The organism is Nitrospirota bacterium (assembly GCA_023229435.1).
GTDB lineage: Bacteria > Nitrospirota > UBA9217 > UBA9217 > UBA9217 > JALNZF01.
In genome coordinates this window covers 38,934-61,304 of the sequence record JALNZF010000016.1, presented here as the reverse complement: position 1 = coordinate 61,304, position 22,371 = coordinate 38,934, and the positions used below count along the sequence as shown (strand labels likewise).

Here is a 22,371-nt window from a genome sequence, read left to right as displayed (position 1 = left end):
CGTACGAAATGCGTTTACGGATTATAACACGGTAGTGTCGCGCAGAACAAATGGAATTGTTTCAGCGGATTGTACGGTCTTGATACGGGAAAAACGATTTTTCTTTGACTTTCCCGGCGCATTCGGGTATTTTTTTACTGACGAACACAAAGGAGCTATATTATGAGGTCTCCAGGACCGGTCCTTTTCTTCATTGCTGCATTCATTCTCCTCACAATAGCCGGACCACGTACGCTCCTTGCATCGGATACTCAGATCATCGTCAACAACGCCGCTGATGCCGTGTGCAGTACCACGGCCACACCGGCATGTTATAGGACCATACAGGAGGCAATAGACAATGCCAACTATGTCATTTCGAACAATACCGGGACAACAGTGACCTATTCCATCCTTGTTGAACCCGGCACGTATAGCGAAGTGATAACGTTAAAACCCGGAGTCTCTATCGTTCAAGGCAGAGAAACCGCCAGGACCATACTGAACAACAGCGGGAACGCCCCCGTCGTCACTGCAAGCAATTTATCTACCGCGGCAAGTTTTAGAAATTTTTCCTTTATTAACACGTCTACGGGAATAGTGGTTTCAAACAGTTCATCCGTCATCAATATTACCAATAATGTATTTTATGGCACAAGCGGAGCAGCGATAACGATCCAGGGCTCTGCCTCCACCAATGTCATCAACAATACGTTCTATCAGAACGGAACCGCGGTCGTCAGGGATTCAGCGAGCAATCAGATCACGAATAATATTTTTTCTAACAATACCGTGAACATCAGCGGCGCCGCGTTCCCCACCAATCAGAGTAATATCACGTACAACGATTTCAATCCTGCGCCCGGGGAGGGCGTGATAACAGATCCATACTCTATTCCCAGACAAACGATTACTAATCCTGATCCCCTCTTTGTCGATATCTCGGATATCTCGCACCTGGATGTTCATCTCAAAACCGGATCGCCGTGTATAGGCAATGGGGACCCGAACCGATGCACAAACCAAGGCCCACCATGCGATATCGGCGCCTATGGCGGGGCGAACGCGGATACGATCCCTTTGCAGGTGTCCAACATAACCAAAACCACTTCATCGACATCGACCTCCCTGACCTGGAACGCGAATTTGAGCTACTCGGTCACCGGCTACCGGATCTATTACGGAAAGGCTCCCGGTGTTTACACGGGGACCGATGCAGCGGAAGGCCCTTCCCCGATAAACGTAACCGTTACGACCACGACGTTGAGCAACCTGAGTACGACTGTCGTCACTCCGACAAAACCAGCGCTCAACTCCGTGACCGCACTCAACGGAAGCCTCGCCCTAAGCTGGGATGCTGTTCCCGGAGCTACGGGCTACCGGGTCTACTGCGACATCGATGACGGCACGCCATCGCCGCCGACCACCTTGAATAAAACCGTCGTGACTACGGCCTATACCGTCCCGGACCTGACGAATAATACAAAATATAAGATCGCGGTTTCCGCCATTGCCCAGGCCACGTACTTTATCGCGGTCACCGCCGTGAACTCAAATGCTACAGGTACATCGATCCCGGGGATCGCTTACGAAAGCGCTTATTCCCCGGAAATAAGCGTTCCCCTCGGAGATGCTCAGGAAAGCGTCCATTCTGATTTTATCATCGACTATCCCGAGGCCCTCGCTGCCTATCCGAACCTGCAGAACTCGCGCCAGGGCTGCTTCATCGCCACGGCAGCGTATGGCTGCTACTCCGCCCCGGAGGTGCAGGCCCTGCGCGCATTCCGCGATCGTTACCTGCTCACCAACAGCGCAGGCAGCGCATTCGTCCAATGGTATTACGAACACGGTCCGGTTGCCGCGGCCTGGCTGGACGCGCATCCCGGATACAAGCCCGTGGTCAGGACAGCGCTCATGCCGGCGGTCGGCCTGGCGCTCTTTATGACGGGGACCTCGTTGTTCATCAAAGCCGTCGTTGCCCTCTTCATGGTGATCATTGCTCTCATAATTGTGTATCGTTTTTCCAGAAAGAGGCTTTCAGGTTCGGGAGGGGCCCAATGCAAAAGATCATACTGATGTTACTCGTTCTTCTTATTCCGGCAGCCGCGTATGGCGCGGAACCATCGCCAGTCCGTCCCCACTGGTCTCTGGAATTAAAGGGCGGCAGGTTCGCCCCGGTCCTTGAAAACTGGTCATACTACTACGGTAAAAGAGACATGCCGGTGTATGAAGGAACGCTGGCGTACAAGGTCCTGCGACAGGTCGAGTTCGGGGTCGGCGCGGGAACGGCAAGGGACAAGGGCCAGGGCTATGCCCCGGACCACGGCACCGTGTCCGGAGAGGTTGTCTATGAGCTTTACCCGGTCAATGTCTTTGTTCTGGTGCGCGGCGTCATAAGCGAAAATCAATGGCTGGTGCCCTATATCGGCGGCGGCTGGACCAGGATGTATTACCGCGAGAGGATCCAGAACCAGGAGAAGGTGCGCGGCTCGGCTGATGGATATCATGTCCGGGGAGGCTTGCAGCTTTTGCTGGACGGCATCGATCGGGGCGCGGCCAACAACCTGTCCATGGATTTTGGCGTGTACCATACGTATCTCTTTGTCGAAGCGGAACGGACAAAAGTCAAGGACAAGGCCACATCAGATGATCTCGGCGGCACCGCCTATTTGGGTGGATTGTTGTTCGAGTTTTGAAATCCTTCTGGAAGGTTGGAGCGACGACGCGATCGGATCACCGACCGTTCATGCCTATTCTTTCTTTCATTCCCAATCGACTACCCTCTTTACACAACCTCGCCATCCCTGATCTCGATGGTCCGTCCCGCCCGCTTTGCGTTCTCCTCACTGTGCGTCACCATCACGATCGTATGGCCGTCCGCGTGAAGGGATTCGAGCATGTCGAGCACCTTGTTCCCGGTTTTCGTATCAAGATTGCCGGTGGGCTCGTCCGCGAGGATAAGCGCCGGCCTGTTCACCAGCGCCCGCGCGATCGCGACCCGTTCCTGTTCTCCACCCGAGAGCTGGGACGGCAGACGTCCCGCCTTCTCAGCCAGGCCGACCCGCGCAAGCGCGCCGAGCGCCATATCACGCGCTGTTCCGTTCAGACCGGGTTGGATCGTGAGCGGCAGCATCACATTCTCGATCGCCGTAAGATACGGCACAAGGTAGAAGGACTGGAACACGAAGCCAAGATATTCACGCCTGAAATCCGACAGCTTGTTCGGCCCCAGACTTCCCAGGTCGATATCATCGATGGACACGACACCCGAGGACGCCCTGCTGAGTCCGCCGATGAGCGAGAGCAGGGTGCTTTTCCCAGAGCCTGAAGGCCCCATGACGGCCACGAACTCGCCTGTGTTGATGCCGAGCGATATGCCCTTGAGCGCGGCATAATCTTCATCACCGGCATGGAAGATTTTGGTAACATTATTCAGTTCTATGAATGCCATGGCTTCACCGTTGACAATTTTACATTTCCAATTTCCAATCTTCAATTTCCAATTTACAGCGCCTTCAACGCTTCCACCGGATCGAGCCGTCCTGCACGCACCGCTGGATAGATGCTCGCCAGCAACCCGATGCCGACCGACGCGGCAAGCGCGCCCGCTGCACGGACGGGGTCGAACTCGAACGTGAGGTTGTACGCGCTCATCAAATAGGGCGCCACGAACCGGGGGCTGATGGTCCCGACTATATAACCGACGATCCCGGCGAGCAGGCTCACGATGAAGGCCTCGGTGAGCAGCACCTGGATAATATGTCCGGTCCGGAACCCGATGGCCCGGAACAGGCCTATCTCCTGCACCCGCTCCTTGACCGACGCGGTCATGGCAAAGAAGATGATCATGCCTGCCACGATCAGGAGCAGCGCCGAGATGCCGAGCGAGAATGAATGGAAGTAGTGCATGGCCTGCATCTTGAGCTCCACCGTCTCCTTGACCGCCACGGCCCTGGCGCCGGGCAGCGCGCTGTTCACCTGACCCACCATGTCCTCGATGGGACAGCCGGTGCAGAGGGCGGAGAGTTCGATCAGGCTTATCGAGGTCCCTTTATGAAATGTCTTCTGTACCCACAGGATATCGGCGAATATCAAGCCGTCGTCCTGGGAACCCGTCCCGTCGAGCACGCCGGATACCCGGAGCGACCCCTGAGCAAGGGCAATACGGTCGCCGGGCGCAAGATGAAGCCGGGCGGCAGCGTCCTTTCCGATCAAAGCCTCGCCGCTTTCCTGCGGATTCATGCCGGCCGCTACGCGCCACCATTTTTTGATCCGTTGTTCCGCCTTGAAGTCCACTCCGGCCAGGAGCACCTTTGTCCCCTTGATCTCGGTCTGGACCAGCAGTTTCGGCGCGATCGTGCTGATGTTCTCTTTGTTCTTGATGGTGCGTATCCTTGCCACATCCTTCGTCGTGAGTTCCCGTCCGCCGGTGTTCACCGCCGAGACCGTGAGGCCCCCATAGGAAAGCGGAAGTCCTTCCGAAGCGGGAAGCACCAGAATGTTCGCCCCGAACTCGTCAAGGGCGCGCATGACCTCTTTGTTCATGGCATCGCCCACCGAGGTCATGGCCACCGCGGCGCCGATCCCGATCGCGAGACCAGAGACCAGAAAGAACGTCCGGCCTTTTTTCCGAAGGAGGTTGTTCAATGAAATATCAAGCAGCTTCATAGATAAGATCCTTAAATAGGCACCTATCAGATCAAACTCGTGCCCCTTACAACCTTAAAAATACTGCGCCCCTGCCTCAAGGTCTTTTGTCTTCAGCATAAGCATCTTCCCATCTACGGACATATTGACCGGGATCGGGTTGCAACCGCCGGTCTCGCGCCCGATATCCGTGGGCTTGAAGCCCATCCCGCAGTTATTGCAAACCACGACGTCGCCCTCCTGCCGATACCCCAGCTTGGCGTGATTACAGGACACACAGGCATCGAAGGCGGTATGGATGCTCCCGTCCGGCGCGCGCATCGCGAAAAATGAGATTCTTTTCCCGCCCGAGGGGAGCGTGAAGAAATGCGCGTTGCCGTCCTCCACGGATGTGAGAGGGATGCGAACAACACCGCCCTCGTCATTCACCACCACGGCATTGATATGGCGTGCCGCCTGCTCACGCTGGGGAGCAAAGTTCTGGCGCATGCCCGCATGTTTTGCCGAGGCAACATCTTTCAGAAACCAGCCCGCGAGCGCTACAAAAACGATCACGGCCGCTATCGCCGTTGGTTTGATCCAGGTCTTATCCCGGCCCATCACCCGCTCCTTTTTCTGCTCGTGCCCTGAGTTTGCCTTCACGGCAATACTGCAGGCCTTGCAATATATCGACGTATCGTCCATTTCAATTCCACACTTGATGCATTTTTTCATTGATTGCTCCTTTCGTACCTCTCCGTAATTGTGCGTTCCGCTGCCTAAGCTCTCCGCAGAGAAATGCTTATCGATGTTAAACTCAAGAAAAAGATTTCCTTTGCGTGATTCCCTATGTGGCCGCTTTTCTTTCGTAGGCCATTGCGCCTTTGCGAGAGATGCCTCTAAGTTTTTTCTTTTGGTTCCAGATTGCTTTGCTCAGGGAATATTATTGCAATACCATTGCCAGATTGCAACATGTAAAAAATCAAGGAGTTAGGCGCGACACGCGCACACAGAATGTGGCTTTTGATACAGCGGGGAAAGGAGAAAATACAAGATGCGGGCGAATGCTGCACTGATTATCCGGGGCGCTTGATATGAACGACCGATTGCGACCCCTTACCAGCAAAATACCCTGTGACTGGCGAACACGTCCGCCACGAGCTGGTCGTATGCGATAGTACCCTTGGTGAGATCGATAACCTTCGATTGATTGCCCGACGCCTGCACCTCGATGATCTTCTTCGTGCTTGCGTCCGGCGCTTTTTTCAGAATATGCAGGATCTTCATGGCACGGTCCTCCTTCACTTAGTATGGAACGACCTGATCATACTCAAGGAGTTTCTTCGCCATCTCCTCAAGGGTGATCGCTGTGAAGCCGTTTTCCGGGTTATTGGAGTACATCTTCAGCTCAAGGTCCGTGACCAGTTCGAGCGGCTGCGCGATCTCGGGGGCCTCCTTGTCAAGCTTGCGGTCGAGGACAAAGACCTCAATGGTATCGTCCGCAAGCGTGAGCCCGCCCGCTACCCGGAGGGCCTCAGCCGGCCGGTCTCTCACGATAACCGCAATCTTTTTTGCTTCTCCCATGGTCTCACTCCTTAAAATATCAGGACCCTTGTGCTGTCGTGCAGCATCCCGGCGTTATTGTACTGGCTGCCGTAGGATATCCCCTCGGTCTTGTCATGGATCCCGAGCCGCTCGCAACTGTGCGCGCAGACCGATATTTCGACGCCGCCAACCTTGAGCAGTTCGAGGAACTTGGGGTCCCTGCTGAATTTCACGCCCTCGTCGGTCATGAAGACCGTCACCGGATGCCCTGTTGCCCTCGCCGCCTTCACCACACCGGCGATATGCTCCAGGTTCTCATACTTCGTAACCATGATGCCCAGCGTCTCATCAGCCATGGTTCCACCTCGTTTCAATTTAACGCAATGAATACAACATGAAAAAATGAAGTCTGTACAGGCGACTGCCGCATATCCTGACAGTGTAATATTCTAACGCTTGTTTTAACCGGTTGCGCGAACAAAAGAGAGCCGGGCGGAAATCCCGGCCCGGCTCTCTACAGATCCGTATGTTACTCCAGGTCCCTCATCGGTCTGATGAGCAGGAAGTACGCCATGGTCCAGTTGCCCAGAATGATAAAGGTGGTAGCTACCCAGCTCGAGACCGCCAGGGTTGACATCCCGGTGAGTCCGTGTCCAACGTTGCATCCTCCGCCGATCTGGGCGCCGATCCCCATGATGGTCCCGCCAAGGAGCACCTTGAGCAGTTCATCGGCTGGCGGCACCTTCATCTTGACCTCGTTCATGAGCCTGCCGCTGAGATAGGCGCCAAAGGGAACTGCCAGAACATAGAGCGAGCTCCACGAAAATGTGATCCCCAGAAGCGTCCTGGACTCCGTCGCAACGATCTGCGCGGGATCGTTCATATAGTTCCCGAAGCCGACGGCGAGGAAAAACTCGCGCAACGGGCCGGTGAATGAAAGTCCGCGGGCCCTGCCGCCGAAATACTCCGATGCCCACCATGCCGCAATGGCCACTACACCGAGAAGCAGCCCCACGACCGACCAGGAGTAGCCTTTCTTCACTTTTCTGAATGGTTCACCCTTGAGGATCAAGGGTAAGGAAGCCGCGGAAACCACCGCGATGACTATCCATTTATTCACACCGATGATATTCGACAGCGTCGGGGTCTCACCATCTTCCAAGGTCACGATCGTTGAGACCAGCGCATCGTAGACCGGCCTCAAAAGTCCGTACTTGGTTATGACGATACCGAAAAAGAACCCGAACACGGCAAAAACATACGCCAGGTTCCCTTCCCCCATTTTATACAGGATGCCGCTCCCGCATCCGCCGGCAAGCACGATACCCAGACCGAAGATATACCCGCCGATGATGTTCGCCCACGGCGCAAATCCCTGACGATAGAGTGTACCCGCGACCATTGCCCCGGTCTCGTCAGCATGCTGGAGCCACCCCAGGTCCTCGATCAGGTTCGCGCCGATCATGGTGACCACCACGGCAAGCACATACGCGCGGAGCATGGTGTAGTCCTGAAAAAGCACTTCCCGATACGCCGAGTTCATACAGAAACGTCCGCGTTGCATTACAAAGCCGACGGCGGCGCCGACGAGCAGGCCGGTCAGCACAAACATGATAGTGGAAACCATTCGCACCCCTCCTGAAAATTATTTCCCCCGTGGTTTTCCGGACATGGTTCTCGAATCCCTGAAAGGCGGCTTCCAGCCTTGTGGTTACGGCTTCTTGATGTAGATCTCCCAGAAACCCTTGTCTTCGATCTTCACGGTCTCGACGCCGAGGTTGTTCTTCTCGCAGTAGCGCGGAATGCTGTCCTCGGCCGATGCCGGGGCATCGCACAGCACTTTGATCGTCTGGCCGCTGCCGAGCTTCTCGATCGCCTTCTTGGTCAGGAGCAGTGGATAGGGACATACCCTGCCCAGGGTGTCCAGCGTCTGGTCCGGTGTTGCAGTCTTGATTGACATGTGCTTCCTCCTTAGTGATATACGAAAATTTCGGGGCATTCACGAAAACGACCCGTTAATGAACATCTTTGCTGTGCAAGTATACCGCAATGGTGCGCAGCGTAATAAATCCGGGTACCACCTCCGCGTGCGCAGGCTCGTACCGCCGCCCCGTGATAAAACCAGGGTGACCGTTCTCCTAATAAGCTTGGGCGGGTCGAGCAGGTGTAGTAACTTAGCAAAAACTGCGTTTCCTGTCAATACTCGTTTTATGTTTTTTCACATTAACAAAAGAAAAACCCTCTATTTGACATTGTTATAACCCTCACTGCTTTGCTTATAACAGCGACAGGATGGTCAGTGCGATGACGATTGCGAGCAGGCAACAGCCGAGAATCGCAGGTATTTTCCTCTGCCGGATCCCGGTCGATGGTGATTTATCAAGGAAGGGAGTAAGCAGAAGCACGATGAACGCAAGACCCGGCAGCAGCACGGCGCCGACGAATGTCCATCCGCCGTAAAAGTATTTGGTGAGCTGATACAGGTAAAGAAAATACCATTCAGGCCGCGGGCTGAACTGGGCGGAGAAGTCGATCTCCCTGCCGATCGACGGCGGGAACAGGACCGCGAGGACCAGCACCAGTTCGATCGTGAACATCACCACGAGCATGATCTCGAAGAAGTAGTAAGGAAAAAATTTATTTTCGTTTTTACTATCTATCATATAATTCCTGCGTGCGAGAGGAGAGGTTTCCTCACTCCTCACTCCTCACTCCTCACTCCTCACTCCTCACTCCTCACTCCTCACTCCTCACTCCTCACTCCTCACTCCTACATCCTCCCCGATATCCCCAGCCTCCGTATAATATGGAAATGGACCCAGAGGAAGAGCGCTGTCAAGACCGGGAACCAGAGCATGTGCATGCTGTAAAAACGGAGGAGCGTCTGGCCTGTCACCTCAGTCCCGCCGCGTACAAAAGCGGTGAGATGCGGCCCGAAGAACGGTACCGAGCCGAGCATGTTGGTCCCCACCACGGTTGCCCAGTACGCCTTCTGGTCCCAGGGCAGGAGGTAGCCGGTGAATCCGAACGCCAGCGTCATCACCAACAGCAGGGCTCCGGCGACCCAGGTCAGTTCCCGGGGATTTTTATAGGAGCCGGTGATGAAAACCCTGCTCATGTGGAGCAGCACCATCACAACCATGAGGTTCGCGGCCCATTTGTGCGCCGAACGAAGCAGGCCTCCCAGCGGCACGGTCCGGTCCAGGCGCTGGATGCTCGCGTACGCATCCGCCTCCGAGGGGTTGTAGTGCATTGACAGGAGCAGTCCGGTCAGGAGTTGCACAATGAACAGCGTGAACGTTATCCCGCCGAAGCAATAGAAATAGTTGATCCACCCCGGCACCGGTCTGTCCATTACTCTCCGGTGCCTGCTCGTGAGTCCCATGCGGGCATTAAAGTAATCAATAAGGTTCATAATAAGGCGCTCGGTAAATGTAATCTGATTACCAGGCTGTTGAAAAACACTCGGCATACCCTTCGACAAGCTCAGGGCGATCGGGACTGGTCTTGAAATTATTCATAGTCATCCGTTCGTGGTGAGCCTGTCGAACCACAAAAAGACTTTTTCAACAGCCTGTTACACCTTGACCCCGACGAACAGCATGCCGTCCTGAATTTTCAGAGGAAAGCGCGTAAGCGGCGCGGGAGGCGGGCCAAAAATATTTCTGCCGTTCAGATCATACTTCCCGCCGTGGCAAGGGCAGATAAATTCCTGCTTTTCTTTATGATAACTGACCAGACATCCAAGATGAGAACAGATGGCGGAAAAAACCACCGGTCCCTCGGAAGAAGACACAAGAAAGACCCTGGCTTTCCTTTCTTTGCCCAGGACGGCAAACGTCAGCTCCGCCTTTTTTACGCCGATCCGCGGGATCTCCTCCTCGGCAAGGAGCGGGAAAAAGACCAGCTCCTTATCGCGGCTGCCGACGGGAGCAACGATCTTGACAGCGGGAACCAGAAATCCGATGCCGAGCAGAACGAGCACACTGGTGAGCGTCTTTATGATAAATTCCCGTCTGCCGGTTTCCATGGATTTTTATACTACGATAGGGAGGTGGTGTCAACCCCGAAAGAGAGTAAGTGCTGAACCCGGACAATCCCGCCATGGCATAGTGAACGATTGCTGTTTCCGGGGACAACCGGGAATAGAGCAACAATGAGGATAGGGTCGGTGATACACGCCAATGGAAACAGCTTTTCGTTTATCTATTCCGACATAATTGTCGTCGTAATGAAGATCATGAGTTCCGACTGGTTATCGAACGTGCTCTTCTTCTTGAAAAGCCAGCCGAGGATGGGTATCTTCGACAGGAACGGTACCCCGGACTCTGACTCCCCCTCGCTCTTGGTGAGGATGCCGCCGAGCACGATCGTCTCGCCGTTGTTCATGACAACCTCGGAGGTCGCATCACGTTTCGCGATCGTGGGAATGCCGTCCACCTGGTGGGAAAAATCCGGCTCCGATTTTTCCACCTTGATCGTCATAGCGATCCTGTTGTCGTTCGTAATGGTGGGAACGGCCGACAACGCGAGGCTTGCGGATATCATCTGTACGGAGGCGGTATTGATGCTCCCTCCGGTGGTATTGGCGGTGGAACTTACCGTCCTGATCGGGATATCGGTACCGCTCGATATCCTCGCTTCCTTATTGTTCATAGTCATCACCTTGGGACTGGACAGGATCCTGCCATTGCCCGTGGTCTGCATGGCGGACAACTGGAGATCGAGCGCCAGTTTCCCTCCCAGCTTGCCGAAACTTATGCCGAGCGCGCCGCCCGAACCAGCCCCCACGTTGGCCGGCAGGTTCACGACATAGGCATTACCGCTCGGGCCGATGTCGCCGGTCAGAGGATAAAAAGCATTACTGCCGACCAGCGGACTCGCGCTGACGGTGGAGCCGCCGGTTGTGCCGCCGCTCATCACCGTGGTCCCCCTGGTGCTGGTGCCTGAATATTGTCCTCCCCACTGCACGCCAAGCTCTCGAATGTAATTACTCGACACCTCCACGATCTTCGCCTCGATCAGGACCTGCGGCATTTTGACATCAAGGTCCTTGAGCAGCCGCGCCACGCGGTCGAGATTCAACGAAAGGTCCCTGATGACAAGCGCGTTCATTCTGCTGTCCTCGGAGATCTTCGCTGACGGATTATCGCTTTTTATGATGGGAAGAATGTCCTTGCTCTTTGCGTGATGCAGGGGAAAGACCCTGGTATCCATGTCATGATCTCTTGCCTCGGACACGGAGAGGACGCGAACCATGTTCCCGTCGCGGACATAGGTGAGCCCTTTGGTCTTGAGAATGGACTCGAGCGCGTACCAGATATCGACGTCCTTGATGCTCAGGGAGACCTTTCCGCTCACCGCATCGCTCACGATCATGTTCAGGTTCGCCGCCTGTCCCACGGCCCTCAGCACGTCCTTGATCTCGGCGTCCCTGAACTCCATGGAAAACTCCGCATGCGTTTTCTTAATGTCGACCGTCTGTGCGGGGACCGGCGTGGCGATCAACCATAGGGCAACGCTCGCAAGCGTCGCCAGACGAATCAGGGATCTGGCTGTACAAGGAACCATAGTCACCTCCGGGCGAGCTGACGGAATCTCGGGAGTCCGGGGGGTTGAGACGGCATCGCCTTCAGACCCTTAAGACCCCATAAACTCAACAGACTCGATACACTCTCTTTTTCACCTGTTCATGGTAAAATCTTCGAGGAACACTTCTTCCTTTTCGCCGGCGGAGCTCATGAACACCACGCTCCGCCTTCGGATGTCCAGCAGCTTCCTGTCGCCGATCTTGCTACCCACCAGGTACGTCTCACCTCCGAAGATGGCCAACCGGACGTCCTTGCTGTAAATAATGCCGGTCAGCATTCGGCTACCCGGCGAAGACGGACCCTTTTGAGCGGCCGCCTTGCCTGCAAGGGGGTTGTCGAACGGGTCCCTCCCCCATGAGCTCTCACCAGCCCCGCTTGGGCGGAGCGCTGTAACGCCCGGCCGGTCCGCGGAGGGATAGAAAGGGTCCCTCTCCGCAGTGCCTTCCTGCGCCAGGGCAGTAGTCAGGGAACACGCAGTCACCGCCATGGATATGATTACCAGTCTTTTCCACATAGATAAACTGTTCTTTCGCTCTCGCTTGAAGAACAACGAACGACCGCCCGCGGGGAAGATTGACGATGGTTCACCGCCCGTCCTTCCTCCCCTGCCCCTCCTTCCCGTCACTTCGCCATATATGTGACCGCCTCAATCTGGGCCGCGCACACGGAAGACGAATCCGGACAGGATTCGATGCGGATCTTGCGGACGTTAACGACCTTTGACAGGCTCTCAAGGCGCTTGAAATATTCTCCAAGCTCCCGGTAACGGCCTTTCAGGTCGAGGTTCATCGAAATCTCTTTGTACTTCTCCTTATTGATCTCCTGGGCGGGATGGACCGCCACAAGACTGACCCCCATGCGCCGAGCTGTGCCGGTCACATCCTCGAGGAACAGGACCGCGCTCTTCTGGTCCGCCAGGTCCCATCCTGCCGAGGCCGAGATGTCAATGGAGGCGCGCCGCTTGAGCTCAACGATCTGCACCGTCTGGTCGACAATGTCGTTCTCCATGGCCCTGATGCCCGTCTGAACGGAACTCAGTGATCGCGCCAGCAGGGAATACGGAAATTGATAAAGGAATCCTGAAAGAACGCATGCCAGGGTGACCGCCGCGATAATACGCTCGCGATTCGTGAGCTTTCGCCATAGGACAACAATGCGTGAGTATAGATCAGCCATCACCTTCATTGCGCCCCCTGCGATTTCTTCATGCCGCAGATGATCTCAAACCCAACCATATCCTGCCCCTGGACCACGGCCTTCTGGGCATAAGAAAGCTGAGGATGTTCGAAATATCCCGATTTTTCCATGGAAGCCATAAAATCGGCAATCGAGATATAGCTGAACGCGCCCCCCTTGATCTTGATCTCCACCTTGCCGTCGGAAATGCCTTCCAGGTAATCGAACCACAGGCCCGAGGGGACAATGCGCGAGAGCTGCTTGAATACCTCCGACCACAGCACCCGCTCCTGCAAAATATCCTGGATCAACGCGGCCTTGTCCCGCGTCATTCCCGACGGAGAGGCGATCGTAAGCTCTTTACGCAAGGCGTCTGCCTGCACCTGGAGGGTCTGTTTCTGCGCGTTCAGGGTGGTGATCCGGTTTTGTAACAACCGGTACTGCCACACCTGCCGGCCGAACAATCCCAGCCATACCACGATGAACACCAGGGACAGAATAATGCCCCACGTCTCCAAGGAAAAGGGCTTCTTTTCCTCCTGGGGCAGCAGATTGATGTAGTCTTTTATCGATTTCATGATGTTTTTAAATTCATCCTGATGCTGATCGTGTCACTACGCAGGTTGTCAGGTTCACGGTTCAAGGTTCAAGGTTCACGGTTTAGGCTGAATAAGCAACACCGGAACGTTGAACCTATCATCCACCTTTTTGAAATTCGTTCATGTCAATTCTTCAAATCGTTCGCTCTTCACGGCTTTCCAACCTTGAACAGTGAACCCGGAACTTTGAACCTGTGTCGTTACTCGTTATTGACTACCGGGTAACGATCACATTTTTCTCAACGCCAGCCCGATGGCTGCGGAAAACCGCGGCGCAACCGGTCCGAACTCATCAAGCATGTTCTTCTTGCAGGTCAGGCCGTCAAATGGCCGGTCGAGCTCCACCGCGCCCTCGAGCGATTGGGCGAAATAGTCCTTGAGCCCCGGCATGAGCGATACGCCGCCGCTCAAGATCATGCCCTCCACGCTTTTCTCACGGAACGTGGTCTTATAGTATTCAACCGACCGCCGTATCTCCATCAGCAGGCCGTCGACCCGCGGCTGGAGCGCCGCGATTGCCGGGTCCTGATCAGGCGGCGTCAGAATATTCAGGGCGCGCTTCTTGTCCTCCGCCTCCTGAAAACCGATGTTCAACGCTTCGGCGACGGCGCGGGTCATGTCCAGACCTCCGCTCTCCACGCAGCGGCTGAACCGGAGATCGCCTCCCTTGAAAATAGTGACCTCGGTTTTGCCCGCGCCAAGGTCCACGACAAGGGTATTTTCATCAGCGGGTATCTCGCGGGTCCGGAGAACATTGCGGAGGGCCAGGGCGTTCGCATCAACGGCGGACACTTTGATCTTTGCGGCATTAAACGGCGCCAGCTGCTCAAGCACCTTCGCCCGTTCAGCGGCCACCATGACAATATCGTACTTCTCCAGCACGCCCTCCTGCCTTTCATTGACAATAAGATATTCCACCTGGGCGGAATCCACCGAATAGGAAATATGCCGCTTCGCCTCCCAGCGGACCGCCTCGCGCAGTTCGTTGGGCGGCATCTTGGGCAGCGTAAGCGCGCGGATCGTCAGATGCTTGCCGGGCATCAGGGTCACGACATTGGCGCCGCCGATCTTCTTGTCGGCCCGGAGTTGGCGGAGGTCGCCGCTGATGCTCGCAGCCAGGGCCGGATCGGGGGATAATTCCACAAGCATGGCCGACAGAAGCTTCGGCCGATTTCCGCCCCGCGAAAGGCGCACGACCTTGATGCTGCCCGCGCCGATGTCGACCCCTGTTATGTCGTTAGAAAAGAATCGCATAGTTTACATTATGATGGACGATGGACGACCGTTCGCGTCGCTCACTGGGACGAGGGACGCAACGTCTATTCGTCCGTCGTCCTTCGTCTCTCGTCCTTCGTTCGCATCAACTCCCCGCCTTCTCCGACTTGAGTTCTTCCGATGCCATCTGGAACGCCATCTTGTGCTTGTACCCGCGCCGCAGGTATTTCCAGATCACCCGGATCCGCTCGAAATCCTGCTTGCTGTATTCCCGCGCCTCCAGGTCGCCCATGGGGATGCGCGTGGGCTTGATATATCCCTTCTGCTCCAAGTAGTAGAGCTTGTGCCTCGGGATATCGAGTTTGCTGATGATTTCTGACGTTTTCATGCGGCTTCTCCCCAACAGGGTCTGGATTCAAAAATAAGGTTGAATTTGAGTTTGAGTTTGAGTTTAGTTTTCTATAGATTGAATAAAAAATAGCTGATATCGGAGCGGTTGTCAAGAAGAAAAGTGTTTTTTAGTGATTATTTTTTTATTAACGAAAAATGCAGCCTCATGAAAGTCCACAAAATAGGGCTGGGTTAAAAGAGAAAACCCTACGGAGTTCGGCCTGTGCCCTATCCGCCGTCAAGGAGGATGACCAAAAAATATTTTTATCATTGGCGCGGGCGAAGAAAGCGCCTGCCGGTCCGCGTCCCTACTGGACGACCTCCTGCCAGCGGAACCGCTGAACATTACCGCATTCGGCAGCATTGGGATAGACAATGGTCGCGGATGAGGAGACGTCCTGATATGAGGCAGTCACGGTCGCGGTGGGTATCGCGAGATTATAGGGCTTGAGCGCCTTGAGAGTCGCGCACGCCTCGCTGGTTCCCACGCCGCCCACGGTAGACGTGGTGGTTGTGGTGATGTTGGATAGCGTCCCGCCGGTCGAACCGAAGCCCACCACGCTTCCGTTGGGCACAGGGGGCGTGACGGTGGCGATGAGTTCGGAGGTGCAGCCGGGATTCACGGTGTCGGGAATGCCCATAATCGTAATGTTGTTCTTCGTGATGCGGAAAATAACTCCGATCGAGGCCCGGGGGTCCTTGTTCGTAGGCGTCTGGGTGTCCCACAGATCCACCTTGAAATTGAAGTCCGTACTCGAATTCACATTCTGGCTCACATTCGGAAGGGACGCATACGTAATGGTGAAAGAACATTCGCCCGTCGCGCAGGGAATGCACCTGGCAGGAGACGCACAACTGGCGCAGCCGCCCGAATCGAACGTTACGATGGATGGCGGACCGGCCTGCGCCGCCGTCCAGTTTACTCCGCAACCGCCGGATGCGGAAGAATAAACGAAGCCGGCGTCCGGTGTGGAGATCTTAAGGTAGGTAACGGGATATCCACCTCCGTTCCTGACCGTGAACACAAAAGGGACATTGGTGTTCAAATAGTACGACGTAGCGGGAGAACCGACCACGGAATACGCCGAAACGGTTCCCGTATTCGAATACGAGGGGTTTGGGTTCGAGCTCTGCCCATCCCCATCGACAGCGTACCCGGAATACCGGAACGTGCTCCCGACCTGCGTCGAAGTGATTGTGCATGTCCACTGAAATGTCGCCGAAGCCCCGGGCCCTATATTCCCGACTGACCCTGGCGTCGTCCCGGAACAATTGCTCACCACGCTGCCGGAAAGCTGCTGGAATGTAAGGGCGGCCGGCGAGACAATATGCCTGCTCGAAGTGCCGTTGTTCGTCACCTGAAGTAAAACCGTTACGTTCTGGCCGGTAATAATCTGGTTCGGCGAAAGTGAGAGGGACCCGGTAAAGTCGCCTACCGCCACCGTGTTCGAACAGACGGTCACAGACGTTGCGTTGCCGGAACCGTTTCTGGCGGAGTTGCAGAACTGCAGGCTGCCGCTGCCGCTTGCCGTGCAGACCCATTGGAACGTTGCCGATTCCCCTTGATTGAGATTGCTCGCCGAAGCAGGCGTCGGCCCGCTGCAGGCTGCGCTTGCCCCGACAGCATTCACCGTGAGGGAGTCGCTCGCGGGTAGGATGGTTGCCTGGGGACTGGTGCTGGATCTGTTGGTGATCGTAAAATTGACGATAATCGTTCCGTTGCTCCCTACCGCGGAAGGCGACGCGTTCATGGAACCGTACAGCGCTTTTCTTGTGAAACAATCCTGAATATTTCCTGCTGCGCAGGTCAGGGTCGGGAGCGGGGTGCAGGTCCCACCCTGAAAGAAGGCCGTGCTGTTCTTGGTCTTGCTCACCTCCGAGGCCTTGGAAGGCGTTTTGCATGTATCGAGGACGTAATCGATCGTATCGGCAGCTGCGGCATAAATGGGCGGATAATCACTTCCTGTTTTCGTGCCCGTGACAGCCACGGAGAAGATCAGGCTCTCTCCGGGATCAATCCGGTATGTCGAGTCTGTGGGATTAATGACGGTGAATTCCGCATACGCCTGGCCGGCGCCGTTGGTGACGGGGAACGTCAGTTGCCAGCCGGCCGGAGTGGGCGTGTTGTTGCTGATGTAATAGATGCCGGCGTCAACGGATATCCTGACGAACCCGATATAATCGGTGTTGCCGGTATTCGTGATCGTAACGGGGATCACGGCGCTCGCATCTCCCATCGTAACGGTCGTTCCCGGGGCGACCGCAAGCGTGAACAAGTTGGCGGCAAAAAGATCAGGGGCCAAGTGCAGGCCGGCCGCCAGCATGGCCATGATCAGGATCGTCTTTTTCATGTTTACTGCCATACGCTCACCTTCGCCTTTCTCTGGGCGCTGCTCAATGCGCCCGACCCGACTATTCCCGTTGCGGTTATATCGCACTGGTTTTGTATGATGCGTTGGTTCCCCGCATGGGCCTGATTTACGGTGCCGGCAACTCCGCGGCGGCAATTGGTGAAACTGTCGCCGGTGATCGATGCATACTCGATGATTTCCTCCGCAACGGTCGGGTCCTGGATCGTTATCCTGCCCGCGGGTGCATAGCCCGCGGCGATAAGGTCTGCGGCATTTGACTGTATGGTCGTGTCGTTCAGACCGATGGCGAAGAGCAGTCTTGCCTGGGGAAGGGGCCGGAACTGCGTTCCGGTCGCGGTGAATGTTCCCTCCCCAAGGATCGTTGCGGCGCTGAAGGTTGCGGTGATAGCCCCGCAATTGTTCCCCTCCTGCAGAAACCGAAGCGTCCTCTCAATTCCACCCTCCGCGATATACAGCGCCTTCGCGGATTGGAGGTCGTTGACGGAGGTAAGGCTACCTGTGCCGATAAGCGAAACAAACATCAGACCCATGAATGCCAGGATGACGATAATAAATATCGCCGCGATGAGCGAGACGCCTTTTTGGTGTTTTCTGGTCATCATATTCGTTATACCGATTTACCCATTCACCGAATCTTAAAAATTCCTCGGGTGAACGGTTGTCCGCATGGTCACACTTTCCGTACCCTGCGTAACGGCAGCCTCTATCTGAACAAGCCAGAGCGAGGTCTGGGCTCCGGTAACCACGCCTGTATTGTCAAGATAGGTAAAGACCGGACCGCCGGGAATGTTCGTTGCAAGCGTCTCCCAAGTGGCCCCGTTATCTTGCGTGCGTTGAAGGTTCCCGGCAGTCAGCCAAAAACCCATTTGCGTCCCGTTTATATCATTATAAAGCAGTGTTGTTCCATTCATGGTCGGGATGTCCGCAACCCTGCTTGACCTGATCAGGCGTATTTCTCTTGCCATACGCTCCACGGCAAGCCGCGCCTGGTAATGAACGTCGCTGCGGGAGGACTCATCAGAATACGCCCTGACGCCCTGCAGGATGATCATGGCGGCGATGCCGGAGAGGATGCTGACGAGCACAATGGTTATAACGATCTCGACAAGGGTGAAGCCTTTTGCGTTCGGGGTGCGGGGTGCGGAGTGCGGAGTTGAGCGTTCGCAATACGCATCCCGCATATTGTCCCGTTTTTCATATCGCGCTCCGCGTTCCGTAATCCGCATTCGAGGCTCCTGCTAATAATTCGTCACAACCGTATCAAGATCGATATCCCCAACCGTTGTATTCGACACCGTTACCGTGATGTGGGCATATCCCGAAGCGCATGGTGGAAACAACGCGCAGGGAGGGGTATAATTCAAATTGACATCCGATACACAGCAGATCGTTACACTCCGATTAAAAGCAGGGAATCCTGTTACCGGTGTCTCCGGCAGATAGGGTGATACTGCGGTCGTAATCCACGTGTATCCCCTCGCTGGATTCATCCTGTCTCCAATGATCGTATCCATCCTCTCCTGCGCCAGTGAGACCGCCTGATTCAAAATCAGCGGATTTGCGCTTCCCTTCATGCCAGTGGTAAACACCGAAAGCACGCCCACCGCCGCGATCGAAAGAACAATGAGAGTAATGATGGTCTCGATCAGGGTGAAGCCCTTCTCTTCTGACTTCTGACTCCCGACTCCTGAATGCTTGTTCTGTATCATCAGTTCACCGCCCCGGTCTGGGCTGTAACCGTCACGTTGTCCACGGCAACCGCGTTCGCATTAACCGTAACAGTCATGCCCGATAAGAGCGCGGGCCCAGCACAAGCAAGCCCGAGCCCGGTACAGTCATAGGGCCGGCCGAGGGAATCATATTCAAGGCAGTTCATTGGGGCCGGCAGTGTCAGCGTAATGCCGACATAGTCACCCGTGTTAAGGACAACGGTGAACGCGGCGCTGATTGCCGGATCTATTGCAGCGGGAAAAGCACTGCACGTGCTCGTTGTACTACTCTGCACGGAATACTGGTTGAGGGTGCTGAAATCAACCCTGGACCTTAGATTTCTCGTCATGGCCAGGTTCTGGGCATAGCGAATATCCGCACGCAACTTGTCTCTAAAAGCGCCAGCCTTCGTGCCAGCCACATCCACCATCCTCGGCGCCACGAACATGGCGATAATGCCGATCAGCACGAGGACCATGACAAGCTCTATAAGGGTGAAACCCTTTCGGTTCATTGGTCACCAAATTATAACATCACCACGAGCGCGATTCAATGCTGGGCAACGTTAAAGACATCTTCGCCTTTACCCCTTCGCCTTGTCCAAAAGTTCCAGTAAGCCCTTTCTTTCGGGGGACTCAGGCGGCAGAAAACCCAATGCTTTCTCGAAATACATGCTCGCCTCTCTGCGTTCCCCGCGGGACAGGAGAATGATCCCCATGCCCCGGTATGCTGATACAGAACGCGGGGAAAACGCGGCTGCTATTGCATACTGTTTCCATGCATCGTCGAAAAACTGCCTGCTGAGCAACGTGTCCGCGAGATAGAGCCTCGTAGAAAGATCGAGAGGGTCAGCTTTCACCCCTTCAAAGAGCAACGAGAGCAGCCGGTCCTTTTCTCCCAGCTTGTAAAACGCCAGACCCTGATGGATGAAGTCCGAACCGCTCTGCGGGACACCGGCTGTTGCGCGCGAAAAGTATTCCTGCGCGGTCTTGTGCTGCCCGAGCATTTCACAACAGTCGCCTAAGAGGTAGAGATACGTGGGGGAGCTGGGGCGGATGGCGAGGGCTTTTTTGAATTCAACAAGCGCCTGATCGTAGCGCCGTGTTTTCATGTAGATCAGCCCGAGACTGTGGTGATATTCACGAAAACCAGCAGCTTCCCGCTCAATCGTTTTCAAAGCCCCCTCTGCTTTTTGCAGGTCATTGCCATTTTGGTAGGCTGCTGCCAAATTCATGTATGCTGCCACGAGCTGTGTGCCCTTGAGCCCCCCATTCTTTTTACCGAGCTTTATCCCTTCCTGGATGTTCGCCACACCCAATGCCACCTGTCCGTTTTCCATATAGGCGCCGCTAAGATTAATATAAGGTCTGGACTTCTCCGGTGCTTTCTTGACGGCATCTTGCCACAGGAGAATCGGGCTTGAGTATACCTGGTTTCTCGTGATGGTCAGCACGCCGAGCAGTACCAGCAAGAGAGCTACCACGGCACGCACGGTCTTCCGGTAAGACTGCGATGCGAACATGACGACCCCGGAAACGCCGACGGCAAAGCCGAGGCTTGCCGTATAGAGCCACCGCTCAGCCATAAAATCTTTCACTCGTATAACCAGAAACGGGGCCAGGGATATGAAAAACCAGAATATCGAGAAGGCAATCGCGGGGTTCTTCTTTTTTAAGAACAGCGCGAGAGCAATCAGCGTCATCAGCGCGGTCAACGAAAAAAGGGCGCGGCCGGAGAAAAGGCCCAACAGCGTAACATCGTGGTCTATCGTAAGGCCCAGGGGGACGAAGAGCAATTTGCCGTATTCAACAAAAACATTCAGCTCTGTGGGGATATGCGTTGCCCACGGTCGGTCAGCTTCCGGCCTGGTCAAATACGAGAGATAGACCAGGGAAAGAGCAAGCGTGAGCAGAAAAAAAGGAACATGATATTTCAGGCGGGCCTTGAGCCCTCTCCCGCTGTTTGATACGAAGAAATAGTCAAAGAGCATGAGGAGAGCGGGAAGAACAATTGCGGCTTCCTTGGTGAAGAGTCCGGTTAGGAAAAAAAGGATGCTGAGCAGGTACAACGGCAGCCGGAGACGCATTTCCGTGGCACGGAAGAAGCTCAGCATCGATGCCAGGACAAAGAACGTTGAAAGAACCGAGGAACGGCTTGATATATAGGTTACGCTCTCAGTGTTTACCGGATGGATGAGAAAGATAATTGCCGCGAGAACATACGGTATCGAATAACCCGTTCTGCTGTCCGGATCGGCATACCGAGCAAACAGAACATAGAAGAAAAAAGCATTAAGGATATGTACCAGCACATTGAAGAAATGGTATCCAAATGTATCAAGACCGCCGATTGAATAATTGAGTAAAAAGGTGAATAAAAGAACGGGCCGATTGGTAAAGAACCCGGAGTAGCTCTCGGTGAGCCAGCGCTGAAATGTCGAAAAGGACTTAATCTGCAGGTTCTCTTTCAGGTAATAAATATCATCAAAGTGAAACGGGACCTCTAGGGAATTAACATAGACCAGTAGGCCGATCAAAAAGAGTAAAATGAAGACCGTCCTGGTTCTCACGGAAATGGACCACATTGAACTCATCTTATTCTCACCCAGCAAGCTCCTCCTGCATTTACGGGAACGCTTCGTGCTGTTATTTCACCATCTTGAACACAGGCGGAGAACGTCATCTCAACCGAATTGTCCTTTGCCGTGCCGAACAACCTGAAGAGCGGCAATGAAAACAAAAAGCCGCCCCTCGGTCTGGGGGGGGGCGGCTTTTTTCACTCCACACTGGCAGCACGAGACTTTTCTGAAAAGCCCAGCCTCACTCTGCGAAACCCCTTTTAACAGCCTGTGGTCGTTACGGTAATAGTCGGCGGACTGTTGAGAGCACCCGGCTCCATATAGTTAACAGTGCAAAAAGCAGTATTTGATGCGCCAACCTTAGTAAAGACGCCGCCGGCAAATGTAAAGTCGGTAGTGTCGTACTGCACGGCATTTGAAATACCAGCCGTTGAGGGATAGGCAAAAATAATAGCTACAGATGAGCCCTCAACAACTACCGGATTGGTATTTCTGATAAGGTACGTTGCATGCACCATTGCGGCTGCGGAACGTACAGAGCCGTACATGCCCTTAACCGCGGCTTGATGGGCATCGGATTGGAGCGCGAT

25 protein-coding genes are annotated in these 22,371 nt (G+C 54.9%); 2 read left to right on the top strand and 23 right to left on the bottom strand.

Translation table 11 applies throughout. From position 1 onward, the window contains the following. The first annotated feature begins 162 nt into the window (after positions 1-162). Positions 163-2,055, top strand: a complete 1,893-nt coding sequence (locus tag M0R70_11265; GenBank protein MCK9419945.1) for a fibronectin type III domain-containing protein — start codon at positions 163-165, stop codon at positions 2,053-2,055. Continuing rightward, positions 2,037-2,675 carry an MXAN_2562 family outer membrane beta-barrel protein gene (locus M0R70_11260; GenBank protein ID MCK9419944.1) on the top strand — a complete coding sequence of 213 codons (639 nt, stop codon included), beginning with the start codon at positions 2,037-2,039 and terminating at the stop codon, positions 2,673-2,675. The genes M0R70_11265 and M0R70_11260 overlap by 19 nt, the downstream gene beginning before the upstream one ends. 89 nt (positions 2,676-2,764) lie before the next feature. Here M0R70_11260 and M0R70_11255 read toward each other — a convergent pair whose 3' ends face one another. From M0R70_11255 to M0R70_11145, 23 genes are all read right to left on the bottom strand, one after another. Then, the gene (locus M0R70_11255) at positions 2,765-3,430 is read right to left on the bottom strand and encodes an ABC transporter ATP-binding protein (protein ID MCK9419943.1); all 666 of its coding nucleotides are present in this window, start codon (positions 3,428-3,430) and stop codon (positions 2,765-2,767) included. Positions 3,431-3,483: 53 nt separating this feature from the next. Beyond that, the gene (locus tag M0R70_11250; GenBank protein MCK9419942.1) at positions 3,484-4,647 is read right to left on the bottom strand and encodes an ABC transporter permease; all 1,164 of its coding nucleotides are present in this window, start codon (positions 4,645-4,647) and stop codon (positions 3,484-3,486) included. Between the two features lie 54 nt (positions 4,648-4,701). Further along, positions 4,702-5,340 (bottom strand): DUF2318 domain-containing protein, encoded by a 639-nt coding sequence (locus M0R70_11245; protein MCK9419941.1) that lies wholly within the window; start codon positions 5,338-5,340, stop codon positions 4,702-4,704. 381 nt (positions 5,341-5,721) lie between these two features. After that, positions 5,722-5,892, bottom strand: a complete 171-nt coding sequence (locus M0R70_11240) for a hypothetical protein (protein ID MCK9419940.1) — start codon at positions 5,890-5,892, stop codon at positions 5,722-5,724. 18 nt (positions 5,893-5,910) lie between these two features. Beyond that, on the bottom strand, positions 5,911-6,189 hold the full coding sequence (locus M0R70_11235; GenBank protein ID MCK9419939.1) for a hypothetical protein: 279 nt from the start codon (positions 6,187-6,189) through the stop codon (positions 5,911-5,913). A gap of 11 nt (positions 6,190-6,200) precedes the next feature. Then, positions 6,201-6,506, bottom strand: coding sequence for a DsrE family protein (locus M0R70_11230; protein MCK9419938.1), 306 nt, complete (start codon positions 6,504-6,506; stop codon positions 6,201-6,203). Between the two features lie 173 nt (positions 6,507-6,679). Beyond that, positions 6,680-7,777, bottom strand: a complete 1,098-nt coding sequence (locus M0R70_11225; GenBank protein ID MCK9419937.1) for a YeeE/YedE family protein — start codon at positions 7,775-7,777, stop codon at positions 6,680-6,682. 84 nt (positions 7,778-7,861) lie between these two features. After that, on the bottom strand, positions 7,862-8,110 hold the full coding sequence (locus M0R70_11220) for a sulfurtransferase TusA family protein (protein ID MCK9419936.1): 249 nt from the start codon (positions 8,108-8,110) through the stop codon (positions 7,862-7,864). A 316-nt stretch (positions 8,111-8,426) separates the two neighbouring features. Then, positions 8,427-8,813: a hypothetical protein gene (locus tag M0R70_11215; protein ID MCK9419935.1), complete on the bottom strand. Its 387-nt coding sequence runs from the start codon at positions 8,811-8,813 to the stop codon at positions 8,427-8,429. A gap of 107 nt (positions 8,814-8,920) precedes the next feature. Next, positions 8,921-9,565, bottom strand: coding sequence for a cytochrome b N-terminal domain-containing protein (locus M0R70_11210; GenBank protein MCK9419934.1), 645 nt, complete (start codon positions 9,563-9,565; stop codon positions 8,921-8,923). A 162-nt stretch (positions 9,566-9,727) separates the two neighbouring features. Continuing rightward, complete coding sequence (locus M0R70_11205) at positions 9,728-10,180, bottom strand: ubiquinol-cytochrome c reductase iron-sulfur subunit (protein ID MCK9419933.1); 453 nt, start codon at positions 10,178-10,180, stop codon at positions 9,728-9,730. 176 nt (positions 10,181-10,356) lie between these two features. Beyond that, positions 10,357-11,721, bottom strand: a complete 1,365-nt coding sequence (gene pilQ, locus M0R70_11200; protein ID MCK9419932.1) for a type IV pilus secretin PilQ — start codon at positions 11,719-11,721, stop codon at positions 10,357-10,359. Positions 11,722-11,832: 111 nt separating this feature from the next. Beyond that, positions 11,833-12,255 carry a hypothetical protein gene (locus M0R70_11195; GenBank protein ID MCK9419931.1) on the bottom strand — a complete coding sequence of 141 codons (423 nt, stop codon included), beginning with the start codon at positions 12,253-12,255 and terminating at the stop codon, positions 11,833-11,835. Between the two features lie 107 nt (positions 12,256-12,362). Continuing rightward, on the bottom strand, positions 12,363-12,917 hold the full coding sequence (locus M0R70_11190) for a type 4a pilus biogenesis protein PilO (protein ID MCK9419930.1): 555 nt from the start codon (positions 12,915-12,917) through the stop codon (positions 12,363-12,365). Positions 12,918-12,922: 5 nt separating this feature from the next. Next, positions 12,923-13,495, bottom strand: coding sequence for a PilN domain-containing protein (locus M0R70_11185; protein MCK9419929.1), 573 nt, complete (start codon positions 13,493-13,495; stop codon positions 12,923-12,925). Between the two features lie 249 nt (positions 13,496-13,744). Further along, a complete protein-coding gene (gene pilM, locus M0R70_11180; GenBank protein ID MCK9419928.1) occupies positions 13,745-14,770 on the bottom strand; it encodes a type IV pilus assembly protein PilM in 1,026 nt (341 codons plus the stop codon). 106 nt (positions 14,771-14,876) lie between these two features. After that, positions 14,877-15,119: a MerR family transcriptional regulator gene (locus tag M0R70_11175; GenBank protein ID MCK9419927.1), complete on the bottom strand. Its 243-nt coding sequence runs from the start codon at positions 15,117-15,119 to the stop codon at positions 14,877-14,879. A 310-nt stretch (positions 15,120-15,429) separates the two neighbouring features. After that, positions 15,430-17,484: a hypothetical protein gene (locus M0R70_11170; protein MCK9419926.1), complete on the bottom strand. Its 2,055-nt coding sequence runs from the start codon at positions 17,482-17,484 to the stop codon at positions 15,430-15,432. After that, positions 17,475-18,095 (bottom strand): hypothetical protein, encoded by a 621-nt coding sequence (locus tag M0R70_11165; protein MCK9419925.1) that lies wholly within the window; start codon positions 18,093-18,095, stop codon positions 17,475-17,477. Before M0R70_11165 ends, M0R70_11170 begins: the two co-directional genes overlap by 10 nt. A 33-nt stretch (positions 18,096-18,128) precedes the next feature. Then, entirely contained in the window at positions 18,129-18,719 is a 591-nt protein-coding gene (locus M0R70_11160; protein ID MCK9419924.1) for a type II secretion system GspH family protein, read from the bottom strand. A 12-nt stretch (positions 18,720-18,731) separates the two neighbouring features. Next, entirely contained in the window at positions 18,732-19,202 is a 471-nt protein-coding gene (locus M0R70_11155) for a type II secretion system GspH family protein (protein MCK9419923.1), read from the bottom strand. Next, positions 19,202-19,717, bottom strand: a complete 516-nt coding sequence (locus M0R70_11150; GenBank protein MCK9419922.1) for a type II secretion system GspH family protein — start codon at positions 19,715-19,717, stop codon at positions 19,202-19,204. Before M0R70_11150 ends, M0R70_11155 begins: the two co-directional genes overlap by 1 nt. Before the next feature lie 69 nt (positions 19,718-19,786). Then, positions 19,787-21,796, bottom strand: coding sequence for a tetratricopeptide repeat protein (locus M0R70_11145; protein ID MCK9419921.1), 2,010 nt, complete (start codon positions 21,794-21,796; stop codon positions 19,787-19,789). Between the last annotated feature and the right edge of the window lie 575 nt (positions 21,797-22,371).